Consider the following 11,582-nt stretch of genomic DNA (forward strand, 5'->3'; position numbering starts at 1 on the left):
GCGATCCACCTTTCACGGGTCAGGCCTTGTAGCACACCTTGCGCGCAGCCTCGGCAATGCGCGGGGCATCGATCAGCGCAAGCTTTTCGAGATTGGCCGCGTAAGGCAGCGGCACATCCTCGTTGCACACCCGCAGCACGGGTGCATCGAGATCGTCGAACCCTTCCTCCATGCAGATCGCGATAATCTCGCTCGCGATCGAGCAGGTCGGCCAGCCTTCCTCGGCCACGATCAGCCGGTTGGTCTTGGCAAGACTGGCGAGGACGGTTTCCTTATCGAGCGGGCGCAGCGTGCGAAGGTCGATCACCTCGGCATCGATGCCTTCATCCGCCAGCGTGTTCGCCGCGTCGAGCGCGAGGCCGACACCGATCGAATAGGTGACGATGGTCACGTCCTTGCCCTCGCGCACAATCCGCGCCTTGCCGATGGGAAGGACATGATCCTCGACATCGGGAACGTCGAAGCTGCGGCCATAGACCAGTTCGTTCTCGAGGAAGACCACCGGGTCCTCGCACCGGATCGCGGCCTTCATCAATCCCTTGGCATCGGCCGCGTCATAGGGCGCGATCACGATCAGACCGGGCACGCTCGCATACCATGGACCGTAGTTCTGCGAATGCTGCGCGCCCACGCGCGATGCCGCGCCATTGGGGCCGCGGAACACGATCGGGCAGCGCATCTGGCCGCCTGACATGTAGTTGGTCTTGGCAGCCGAGTTGATGATGTGGTCGATCGCCTGCATCGCAAAATTGAAGGTCATGAACTCGACGATCGGGCGAAGACCGCCCATCGCCGCGCCCGAACCGATGCCGGCAAAGCCATATTCGGTAATCGGGGTATCGATCACGCGCTTGGGGCCGAATTCGGCGAGCAGGCCCTGCGTGACCTTGTATGCGCCTTGGTATTCGGCGACTTCCTCGCCCATCACGAAGACACGGCGGTCGGCGCGCATTTCCTCGGCCATCGCATCGCGCAAGGCTTCGCGCACGGTGGTGCTGGTGAAGGTCGTGCCTTCGGGCAGCGCCGGATCGCGCGCCGGCTCGGCCTTGGCCTTCAGGGGTTCGGCAACCGGCTTGGCAGCTTCTGCTTCCTCGGCCTTGGGCGCTTCAGCGGACTTCTCCTCGGCGTCTTCCGCCTTGGCAGGGGTGGAGGAACGCTCCTCCCCTTCGCCGGCGATCAGCGCGATCACCGCGCCTACCGCTACGTCCTCGGTTCCGGCAGGCACAAGGATCTTCTCGAGCACGCCTTCATCGATGGCCTCGAATTCCATCGTCGCCTTGTCGGTCTCGATCTCGGCGATGATGTCACCGGGCTGGATCGTGTCGCCTTCCTGCTTGAGCCAGCGGGCGAGCGTGCCCTGCTCCATCGTCGGGGACAGGGCGGGCATCTTCAGTTCGATTCCCATGGCTCAATACTCCCCCACGAGAACATCGGTATAAAGTTCTTCCGCACCCGGTTCGGGCGAGGTTTCGGCAAAATCGGCAGCTTCGGCCACTTCGGCGCGGATCGCCTTGTCGATTGCTTTCAATTCATCCTCGGTCTTGCCCGCTTCGAGCAACGCCTTCTTGAGCCCTTCGATCGGGTCGTGGTGATCGCGCTGATCCTGCACTTCCTCGCGGGTGCGGTATTTGGCTGGATCGGACATCGAATGGCCGCGGAAGCGGTAGGTGTTCAGCTCCATCAGCACCGGCCCCTTGCCGGCGCGCACATGCTCGAACGCAACTTCGGCCGCCGCGCGCACTTCGAGCACGTCCATGCCGTTCACTTCCATGCCCGGAATGCGGAACGCGGTGCCGCGGCGGTAGAAGCGGGTTTCGGCCGACGAGCGCTTCGTCGCGGTGCCCATCGCATACTGGTTGTCTTCGACGACGAAGACGATGGGGAGGTTCCAGAGCGCAGCCATATTGAAGGTCTCGTAGACCTGCCCCTGGTTGGCCGCGCCGTCACCGAAATAGGCGAGGCACAGCCCGCCGTCCTCGTTATACTGGTGCGCGAGCGCGAGGCCCCCGCCCAGCGCGACCTGCGCGCCGACGATGCCATGACCGCCATAAAACTTATGCTCGGTCGAGAACATGTGCATCGACCCGCCCTTCCCGCGCGAAATCCCGGATTCGCGGCCCGTAAGTTCGGCCATGATCACCTTGGGATCGATCCCGTAGGCGAGCATGTGACCATGATCGCGGTAACCGGTGATGACGCTGTCCCGCTCGTTGTCGAGCGCGCTTTGCAGCCCGATCGCGACGGCTTCCTGGCCGATATAAAGGTGGCAAAACCCGCCGATCAGGCCGAGCCCGTAAAGCTGACCCGCCTTCTCCTCGAACCGGCGGATCAGGAGCATCTGCCGGTAGAATTCGAGCATTTCTTCTTCGGAAGCGGCATAACGCTTTTTCGCCAGAAAGGCGTCCTGAAGCGAATGCAGCAGAAAATCGCTGTCGTCCCCAGCCGTTTCGGCTGGCGTTGCGGGCTGGTTGGCCAAGATCAAGTATCCCTCACTCTGGCGCGCTCATGGGGAGGAGAAGCGCCGTCCAATGCCTGTCTCTATAGGCAGGCATCGCGGCTTGACGCAACGGCAAGGCGTTGCAGAAAACAGAACGCGCATACGAAATCAGCGCAAGTGAGGCGTGCCGCCGATCACTCGCCGTCGAGCGTGATCACGACCTCGTCTTCGCGCATCACGCCCAGCTGATCGCGCACCAGCTCGCTGGCGAGATCGGGGTCGGCAGCTTCCGGATCGAGCAGCTGGACGCGGTTGCGCAAGGCATCGCGTTTTGCGGTGAGTTCGACGATTTCGGCGCGGCGCATTTCAAGCGCAGACGCGTTCTCGCTCCATGCGAGAAGGCCTGTCGGGCCTGCAACGGCGAACCCTGCCAGCAACAGCAGCGCAATCAGCGCGGCACTGCGCCTGATCATCCCTTCCTTTGCGGCTTTGCGCATCGCGCGATAATCCCCTGTCGCCTGTCGCCGATCACCTTATGCGACAGAATCATAATTGCTCTTTGAGAGCAAGAGGCTTGCGGCGCAATCCGCACAAAACCCGGCCCTTCACCGGGTTTTTGGTTAGCGCACGCGCTTTTCAGTAGGAACGCGGCAGGCCGAGCACATGTTCGGCAAGATAGGACAGGATGAGATTGGTCGAAATCGGCGCCACGGTGTAAAGCCGCGCCTCGCGGAATTTGCGTTCGACGTCGTATTCCTCGGCAAAGCCGAAACCGCCGAAGGTCTGCACGCACATGTCGGCCGCCGCCCAGCTGGCTTCGGACGCGAGCAGCTTGGCCATGTTGGCCTCCTCGCCCGGGTTGCCGCCTTCATCGTAAACCCGCGCGGCATGGTGAACCATCAATTCGGCCGCGCGCATCTGCGCATAACACCGCGCGATCGGGAACTGCACGCCCTGGTTCTGCCCGATGGGGCGCGCAAAAACATTGCGATCCTTGGCATAATCGGTGGCTTTTTCGATGAACCACTTGGCATCGCCGATACATTCGGCTGCGATCAGGATGCGCTCTGCGTTCATGCCCGACAGGATGTAGCGGAAGCCCTTGCCCTCCTCGCCCACCAGCGCGGATGCCGGGATGCGCAGGTCGTCGAAGAACACCTCGCAGGAGGAGTGGTTCATCATCGTGCGGATCGGCTTCACGCTCATTCCGCCCGCGAGAGCTGCGCGCATGTCGACGAGAAAGATTGACAGGCCTTCGGTCTTGCTCGCCACCGCCTCGCGCGAAGTGGTGCGGGCAAGCAGCAGCATCAGGTCCGAATGTTCGGCGCGGCTGGTCCAGATCTTCTGACCGTTGATGACATACTCGTCCCCGTCGCGCACCGCGCGTGTCTTGAGACTGAGCGTGTCTGTGCCGCTGGTCGGCTCGGATACGCCGAACGCCTGAAGCCGCAGCTCGCCATTGGCGATGCGCGGCAGATACTGTGCCTTTTGTTCGGGCGAGCCGTAACGCAGCAGCGTATTCATGATATACATCTGCGCATGCGCGGACGAGCCATTGCACCCCGACGCCTGGATTTCCTCCATGATCACGCAGGCCGCCTCCAAGCTGAGACCGCTGCCGCCATGCTCTGCCGGGATCAACGCCGCCAGAAAACCGGCCTGCGTCAACGCGTCGACGAATTCTGCCGGATAGGCGCGCACCGCATCTTTTGCGCGCCAGTATTCCCCCGGGAAGCCGTCGCACAGGCCCCGCACGGCTCGGCGGATTTCTGCAAGTTCTTCGGGTTCGTGGGTTGGCATTGCAGCAGTCACTCCTTGGATCAGCCGCTGCTTGCCGCCTTGCAATCATCAAGTCCACCTGATGATTCTGCGCTCGCATGAGGCGCACACGTGGCGGTGGCATTCCGCTTAGGGTCTGCTACCGGATGGGACCAATGCCCGATCCTGTCAGCGCCCCTTCCCCCGCCTCCCCGCCGCCGCCGAACGCCCCGGCTTCCGGCCCGGCGCTACTCACCCGCACGCAGGAATGGGCGCTGGCGCTGACCATCGCCGTCGTGACGGCCAATGCCTATTACATCCACCCGATCATCGGCGACGTGGCGCAGGCGTTCGGCGTCGGCGAAACCCAGATCGGGTTGGTCCCGGCGCTGAACCAGCTCGCGCTTGCGCTCGGGATACTTTTGCTGCTGCCGCTTGGCGATTTCTATCCCAACCGGCGGCTGTGCCTGATCTTCGTGGCCGGACAGACATTGTGCCTTGCCGCGATGGTGGCCGCGCCCGGGTTCATCGCCTTCACCGCCGCCTCGACCGTGCTCGGCTTCTTCACCATCGCGCCTTACCTGATACCGGCCTATGCCTCCAAACGGGTCGCGCCCGAACGTCTGGGGGCGGTGACCGCGCAGCTGACCGCGGCGGTAATTTTCGGCATTCTGGTCGCGCGGGTGGGCGCGGGCGTGGTGGCGGCCCATGCCGATTGGCACACGGTCTATATCGGCGCGCTGGTGGTGATGATCGCGGTCACCGCTTTTCTGCCGTTCGCGATGCGCAGCGAACCTGTCCGTCCCAAGCAAGCCGATGCGCGTTACGGCGCGTTGATCGTCTCGGTCTTCTCGCTTGCGGCCAGGCATCCGGACATGCGGCTGTCGGCGGCGATCCAGGGGCTGAACTTCGCGATCTTTACGGCGAGCTGGCTCGCGTTGGCGCTTCATCTCACCGGGGTCGAGATGCGTTATGGCACCGATGATGTGGGCTATTTGGCCGCGGTTGCCGCGATCAGCGTATTCACCACGCCGAGACTCGGGCGCTGGGCGGACAAGGTAGGTCCGCGCCGTGCGCGTGTGGTCGCCGCGCTGGTCCAGCTGGTCGGCATCGCGCTCTATTATCCGCTGGGCTTTTCGATCTGGTCGCTGCTAGTGCCGCTCTTCATCACCAACCTTGTCGGCCCCACCGTCGATGTGACCGGCAGGATGACGCTGTTCACGCTCGCCCCCGAAATCCGCACGCGGCTGACGACGAGCTACATCGTGGTGATGTTCATCGGCGGGGCAATCGGCAGCGCGCTGGGCACGGCAGTATTCGATAATGCCGGGTGGGCCGGCACCTGCGCGTTGCTGCTGGGGATGAGCCTGTGCGTGGTCGCCTTGTCGCTTTACGCCGAGAGACGCTGGCTGCGGAATATCGCCACGGCGTGATGGTGACCCCGGCGCGATTCGAACGCGCGGCCCCCAGATTAGGAATCTGGTGCTCTATCCGGCTGAGCTACGGGGTCCCGGCGAGAGCAATAGCAGGGTCGGCGCGCCGTGCAATATCGCCGCACGCGCGTTCCCGGCGCAGGGCAAGCATATTCAATTCAGCTTGTCGGGAGGAGCTACCGGGAACAAGAGGGGGGCAACGGGGACGCCTTCCTCGATCAGCGCCTTGGCTTCGGCAAGGCTCGCCTGCCCATGGATCGGTGCCTCGTCCCGCTCGCCGTAATGCATCTTGCGGGTTTCGGCGACGAACTTGTCCCCCACCCAAGTCGACTGTTTCAGTGCCTCGGCCTGCATCTTGGCGAGTGCGGCGAACGCCTTTTGGAATTCGGGCGGCATCGGGGTGTTGGCCATCGGCTGCGCGAGCCTGTCCGGCACGCTCAAACCGCGCGCGTTTGCTTTCGCAGGAACGGCAGGGGCCATCGGCGCTTTGGCAATCTGCGCGCAGCCGCATGCGGGACAGGTCAGCAGCCCTTGGGCACGCTGGTCCTCGAAATCGGCGGACGAACCGAACCACCCTTCGAACCGGTGATGATGCGAGCAGGCTAGGTCAAAGACGATCATGGTCGTTCACGAATTGGCGATCGCGCGGCGGTTGGCAAGCGCCGGAACCTGTTTGCGCGTCTTTTCGATCAGGCCAAGGTCGATTTCGCAAAATCCCAGTCCCGCATCGGTTCCGCCCATGTCGAGCAGCACCTCGCCCCATGGGTCGACCACCAGGCTGTGACCGAAGGTTTCCCGCCCGTCCTCGTGATGGCCGACCTGCGCCGCAGCGATCACGAAAGCCTGCGCCTCGATCGCGCGCGCGCGCAGCAGGACATGCCAATGCGCAGCGCCCGTGGGGCGCGTGAATGCCGCGGGCACCGCGATGGCATCGCAGCATCGGTTTCCGAGTTCTGCGAAAAGCGCAGGGAAGCGGATATCGTAGCACACCGTCAACCCAAGCCGGCCGACAGGCGTATCATCGACCGTCACCACCGCCCGCCCGGCCCGGTAGGCATTGCTTTCGCGCCAGCTTTCCCCGTCCGCCAGATCGACATCGAACATATGGATCTTGTCGTATGTGACAGGCACCTCTGCCGGCGGGGCAAAGACCATCGCGCGGTTCGCATTTCTGGCATCGGGCGCGTCATCGCCTGCCACCGCCATCGATCCCAGCGCCAAGGTGACGCCCGTTTCGCGGGCGAGCGCGGCAAACCGCGGCACGAAGGGCGAGCGCGACTGCGAAACTATATGGGGCGCTGCGCGCGCGCGGTCGCGATCGAGCAGCAGCGACATTTCGGGCGTAAACAGCATTGCCGCGCCCTCACCCGCCGCAGCGCGCATGGCATCGGCAATCGCTGCGAAATTCGCTTCGGGGTCGATCCCCGATGTCATCTGCAAAAGCGCGATTTTCGGCACTGACTTTTAAGGCCCTATCCGGCGAGCAACGCGTCGAGCTTGCCAGCGCGTTCGAGCGCGGCAAGATCGTCGCTCCCGCCGACATGCGTATCCCCGATGAAGATTTGCGGTACCGTCATCGCATTGGGCGCACGGGCGAGCATTTCGTCCCGCTTTGCGCCGCCCATGGTGATGTCGTGCTCGGTGAAAGTCGCGCCCTTTTCGCTCAGCAACCGCTTGGCGCGCACGCAATAAGGGCAGGCAAACTTGGTATAGATATCGATCTGCGGGGCGGCCATGGGCATTCCTCTTGAAAGCGGCGGTGCAAAAACCAGATAGGGGGTGTCGCCGCGTTTCGCCAGTCTCGGGAAGCGCAATGGCGGCAAGGCGGGCGCTGCATCCGGCAGGCCCGCGTCAGACAAAATCGCTCGAAAAAAGAGGATTTGCACATGTCACGTTTCGATTTTTCCCCCTATCGGCGTTCCACTGTCGGCTTCGACCGCGTTTTCGATCTGCTTGAAAACCAGGCGCGCCTGAACGCCGGAGACAATTATCCCCCGTTCAATATTTCGCGCCGCGGCGAGGACAACTACCGCATCACGCTCGCCGTCGCCGGCTTCCGGCCGGGCGATATCGACATCACCGCCCAGCAGAACCTGCTGGTCGTGCAAGGCAAGAAGCGTGACGAGGTCGAGGACGGCTCGGAGCTGATCCATGTCGGCATCGCCAACCGCGGTTTCGAACGCCGGTTCGAACTGGCCGATTTCGTCCGGGTCGAATGCGCCGATCTGGCCGACGGGCTGCTGATCGTCGATCTCGTGCGCGAGGTTCCCGATGCGATGAAGCCGCGCAAGATCTCGATCGGTGGCACCGCGACACTCACTGCGGTTCCCACGGGTGACATCGACGAAGCCGCCAGCGCCGCCTGATAAGCATCGTTATATCGGTTAAATGAAGGGGGCGGGTCTTGCGACCCGCCCCCAGCGACTTTCGTCGCCCTGCATGGTCCTATCCGTCCGGGTCGCAGAAGACGGACAAAACCAGGCAAGCTCGTATCAAAGGACAAGATCGCGCCGCAGCGTCAGGCTTGTCGCATGTCCATGAAGGCATTGCGACAGAACCTAAGGACCCGGTCCCTAGAAAAGCATGAAGTCGAGCCCACGGTCTAATGCGGAATTGCAAGAAGACGCAAGGCTAAATCGCTTTGTTCGCAACAAATCGTCGCCTTGTCACAAGATTGCGAAAGCGGGCCCCGTAGCTGGGTAGTCACGCCTGCACCATGCGCTCGAAAGCGAGCGCATCACACCAGACGTGACTGTTCCAGCGCAGCGGCGATGAAGCCGGCGAACAGCGGATGCGGGTCGAAGGGCCGCGACTTCAATTCGGGGTGGAACTGAACGCCGACGAACCACGGGTGATCCGGCCGCTCGACGATTTCGGGAAGCAACCCATCAGGGCTCATCCCCGCAAAGATCAGCCCCTGCTTTTCGAGCGGTTCGATGAATGCGCCGTTGACCTCGTAGCGGTGACGGTGGCGCTCCGAAATCGTCTCTGCCCCGCCATAAATGCGCGAGGCGTGACTGTTCGGGCTGAGCTTGGCGGGATAGGCGCCAAGCCGCATCGTCCCGCCCAGGTCCCCGCCTTCGGCGCGGCTTTGCAGGCCTTCCTCGGTCATCCATTCGGTGATGATCCCGACCACCGGCGTATCGGTGGGGCCGAATTCGGTCGACGACGCATTGGCAAATCCGGCCGCGCGCGCGCCTTCGATGCAGGCCATCTGCATGCCGAGGCAAATGCCGAAGAACGGCACGTTGCGCGTGCGTGCGAAGGTCACTGCGGAAATCTTGCCTTCGCTCCCGCGCTCGCCAAAGCCGCCGGGCACCAGAATGCCGTGCATCGGTTCCAGCGCGGCGATGATGGCGGCATCATCGTCGCCTTCGAAGATCTCGGCGTCGATCCACTTGATGTTGACCTTGACCCGGTTGGCAAGGCCGCCGTGAACAAGCGCTTCGTTCAGGCTCTTGTAGGCATCGGGCAGGCCGACATACTTGCCCACCACCGCGATCGTGACTTCGCCTTCGGGGTTCGAATAGCGGTCGGTGACATCGTTCCAGGCCGACAGATCGGGCTCGGGCGCACCGGTGATCCCGAAGGCGCGCAGCACTTCGCGGTCGAGCCCCTCGGCATGATACTGGTGCGGCACCGAATAGATCGACGGCGCATCGAGCGCAGGGATCACCGCTTCGGCGCGCACATTGCAGAACTGCGCAATCTTGCGGCGATCGCTTTCGGGGATCGGATGTTCGGCGCGGCACAACAGGATATCGGGCTTGATCCCCAGCGCGGCCAGTTCGCGCACCGAATGCTGCGTCGGCTTGGTCTTCAATTCGCCCGCGGCCTTGATGTAGGGCACCAGCGTGACGTGGACGCTGACGGTCTGGAACGGTTCAAGCTCGTTCCGGAGCTGGCGGATCGCTTCCATGAAAGGCAGCGATTCGATGTCGCCCACCGTGCCGCCGATTTCGCACAGGATGAAATCATTGTCGCCCTGATCGGCAAGCGCGAAGGCCTTGATCGCGTCGGTCACGTGCGGGATCACCTGCACCGTTGCGCCCAGGTAATCGCCGCGGCGTTCCTTGGCGATGATGTCGCGATAGACGCGGCCCGAGGTGATGTTGTCGGTCTGCAAAGCAGACACGCCGGTGAAGCGTTCGTAGTGCCCAAGATCGAGATCGGTCTCGGCCCCGTCGTCGGTCACATAGACCTCGCCGTGCTGATACGGGCTCATCGTGCCCGGATCGACGTTGAGATAGGGGTCGAACTTGCGAATGCGCACCTTGTAACCGCGCGCCTGAAGCAGCGCGGCAAGCGATGCCGCCATGAGACCTTTGCCGAGCGAGGAGACCACGCCGCCGGTGATGAAAATGAACCGCGCCATGGGAATCGGGCCTTAAGCAACAGGAGGGATTCGGGGCAAGCGAAAGCTTGTCCGTAACGTGCGCCATCCACAGCGCCGTCGGGGCGAAAATGATGATGGGGCGGTGTCAGCCGGGCTGACCGCCCCCGGCATTACTACTCTGCGGGCTGCACCGGGGCAGGCTGAGCAGGAGCCGTGACCGGCGCGCTTTGCGCGGGCGCAGGCACCGGATCGGCCAGCAGATCGGGCTTGGGCGCGGCCGGCGCGCCGCGTTCGAGCGTGGTCGACACATCGCCGACCTGGCCCTGCCGCGCAGCCATTGCCGCCAGCAGGATCGACAGCGTGACAAAGGCCACCGCAAGCCACTTGGTCGTGCGGGTCAGAAAATCCGCCGCCCCGCGCGCACCGAAAGCGCCCCCCGGGCTCGACCCGATCCCCAACCCGCCGCCTTCCGAACGCTGCATCAGCACGACGGCGACGAGCGCAGCGGCCACGAGGGCCTGGATCACGGTGAAGAAGATGAACAGGGACATGCGAAAAAACTCGTGGCCATGGGCGATCGGCTCGCCCGGTTGCAATCAATCGGCGCCATGTAGGCGCGCGCGCCAATTTGGACAAGCCCGCGCCTGACCCCCGCCGGCATCGTGCCATGCGGGCGCTACGCGTCAGGCTTCGAACGGCTCGCTCGCGGCGAGCGCGATGCCCATGAAGCTGTCGGCGGTCAGGCTTGCCCCGCCCACCAACGCGCCGCCGACATCGGGAACGGCAAAGATTGCCGCCGCATTGTCGGGCTTGACCGAACCGCCATAGATGATGCGCACTTCGGCGCCCTGCTCTTCGCCGAACAGTTCGATCAGCAGCGCGCGGATCGCCGCATGCATCTCGCCGATATCGTCGGTGGTGGCGACATTGCCCGTGCCGATCGCCCAGATCGGCTCATATGCAACCGTAAGCCGCTCGGCGATGTCGGCGGGCATGGTCTCTGCCGGCGGCAATGATGCGGCCAGCTGCTGTTTGACGAAAGCGACGGCATCGCCCGATTCGCGCAGTTGCGCGGTTTCGCCGCAGCACATGATGATCCGCAGACCCGCTGCCAGCGCGCTTTCGGCCTTGGCGCGAACCAGCGCATCGCTTTCATTGTGGTTCTGGCGGCGTTCGGAATGTCCGAGGATCACGAACTTGGCGCCAGCATCGGCGATCATCGCAGCCGAAACGTCACCGGTGTGCGCGCCGCCGTCGACTTCGTGGCAATCCTGCGCACCGACCGCAATCTGCTCGGCTTCGCGGTGGATGGCGTGAATCAATGTGTAAGGCGGCGCGATCGCCACCTCCACCTTCATATGGCGCTGGGCTGCACGATCGATCGCGCGCGCTTCGGAGAGCATCGCGCGAGTGCCGTGCATCTTCCAGTTTCCGACGATGTAGGGCCGGCGGGTCATGACGAGTTTCTGCACTTCCTGCAATTGGAGAGGGGTAAGGCACGGGGCGCCCTGATTCTGTGTTTTGCTGTAGGGCCCCGGAGCGGCGTCCGCTAGCCGAGGTCGCCGCAACAGTCAAAACGCGTCCGAACCTGTTGCCGCGCGGTCGCATGCTCTCTAAA

12 protein-coding genes and 1 tRNA gene are annotated in these 11,582 nt (G+C 63.6%); 2 read left to right on the plus strand and 11 right to left on the minus strand.

Features of this window, described 5'->3' with window-relative positions:
- Window positions 1-19 precede the first annotated feature (19 nt).
- The 4 genes from A9D12_RS12435 to A9D12_RS12450 form a co-directional block, all read right to left on the minus strand.
- A complete protein-coding gene (locus A9D12_RS12435; protein ID WP_068352306.1) occupies window positions 20-1,405 on the minus strand; it encodes a pyruvate dehydrogenase complex E1 component subunit beta in 1,386 nt (461 codons plus the stop codon).
- A 3-nt stretch (window positions 1,406-1,408) separates the two neighbouring features.
- A complete protein-coding gene (gene pdhA, locus A9D12_RS12440; protein WP_068354469.1) occupies window positions 1,409-2,476 on the minus strand; it encodes a pyruvate dehydrogenase (acetyl-transferring) E1 component subunit alpha in 1,068 nt (355 codons plus the stop codon).
- Window positions 2,477-2,631: 155 nt separating this feature from the next.
- Entirely contained in the window at window positions 2,632-2,934 is a 303-nt protein-coding gene (locus A9D12_RS12445; RefSeq protein ID WP_068352308.1) for an FtsB family cell division protein, read from the minus strand.
- A 139-nt stretch (window positions 2,935-3,073) separates the two neighbouring features.
- Window positions 3,074-4,237 carry an acyl-CoA dehydrogenase family protein gene (locus A9D12_RS12450; RefSeq protein WP_068354471.1) on the minus strand — a complete coding sequence of 388 codons (1,164 nt, stop codon included), beginning with the start codon at window positions 4,235-4,237 and terminating at the stop codon, window positions 3,074-3,076.
- 134 nt (window positions 4,238-4,371) lie between these two features.
- Here A9D12_RS12450 and A9D12_RS12455 point away from each other — a divergent pair, with 134 nt between their 5' ends.
- Window positions 4,372-5,628: an MFS transporter gene (locus tag A9D12_RS12455; protein ID WP_082925555.1), complete on the plus strand. Its 1,257-nt coding sequence runs from the start codon at window positions 4,372-4,374 to the stop codon at window positions 5,626-5,628.
- Here the strand turns inward: A9D12_RS12455 and A9D12_RS12460 are convergent.
- The 4 genes from A9D12_RS12460 to grxC all read right to left on the minus strand — a co-directional run bounded on the left by A9D12_RS12460 (window position 5,629) and on the right by grxC (window position 7,364).
- Window positions 5,629-5,705, minus strand: a tRNA-Arg gene (locus A9D12_RS12460).
- A 76-nt stretch (window positions 5,706-5,781) separates the two neighbouring features.
- Window positions 5,782-6,249, minus strand: coding sequence for a DUF1178 family protein (locus tag A9D12_RS12465; protein WP_068352309.1), 468 nt, complete (start codon window positions 6,247-6,249; stop codon window positions 5,782-5,784).
- 6 nt (window positions 6,250-6,255) lie between these two features.
- Window positions 6,256-7,086, minus strand: coding sequence for a carbon-nitrogen hydrolase family protein (locus A9D12_RS12470; protein ID WP_068352311.1), 831 nt, complete (start codon window positions 7,084-7,086; stop codon window positions 6,256-6,258).
- A 14-nt stretch (window positions 7,087-7,100) separates the two neighbouring features.
- Window positions 7,101-7,364, minus strand: coding sequence for a glutaredoxin 3 (gene grxC / locus A9D12_RS12475; RefSeq protein WP_068352313.1), 264 nt, complete (start codon window positions 7,362-7,364; stop codon window positions 7,101-7,103).
- Between the two features lie 150 nt (window positions 7,365-7,514).
- Here grxC and A9D12_RS12480 point away from each other — a divergent pair, with 150 nt between their 5' ends.
- Complete coding sequence (locus A9D12_RS12480) at window positions 7,515-7,994, plus strand: Hsp20 family protein (protein WP_068352315.1); 480 nt, start codon at window positions 7,515-7,517, stop codon at window positions 7,992-7,994.
- 371 nt (window positions 7,995-8,365) lie between these two features.
- Here A9D12_RS12480 and A9D12_RS12485 read toward each other — a convergent pair whose 3' ends face one another.
- The 3 genes from A9D12_RS12485 to tpiA all read right to left on the minus strand — a co-directional run bounded on the left by A9D12_RS12485 (window position 8,366) and on the right by tpiA (window position 11,421).
- Window positions 8,366-10,003, minus strand: coding sequence for a CTP synthase (locus A9D12_RS12485; RefSeq protein ID WP_068352317.1), 1,638 nt, complete (start codon window positions 10,001-10,003; stop codon window positions 8,366-8,368).
- A 134-nt stretch (window positions 10,004-10,137) separates the two neighbouring features.
- Window positions 10,138-10,515: a preprotein translocase subunit SecG gene (gene secG / locus A9D12_RS12490; RefSeq protein ID WP_068352319.1), complete on the minus strand. Its 378-nt coding sequence runs from the start codon at window positions 10,513-10,515 to the stop codon at window positions 10,138-10,140.
- A gap of 132 nt (window positions 10,516-10,647) precedes the next feature.
- Window positions 10,648-11,421, minus strand: coding sequence for a triose-phosphate isomerase (tpiA, locus tag A9D12_RS12495; protein ID WP_068352321.1), 774 nt, complete (start codon window positions 11,419-11,421; stop codon window positions 10,648-10,650).
- Window positions 11,422-11,582: the final 161 nt, after the last annotated feature.

Source organism: Erythrobacter neustonensis (genome assembly GCF_001663175.1).
Lineage (GTDB): Bacteria > Pseudomonadota > Alphaproteobacteria > Sphingomonadales > Sphingomonadaceae > Erythrobacter > Erythrobacter neustonensis.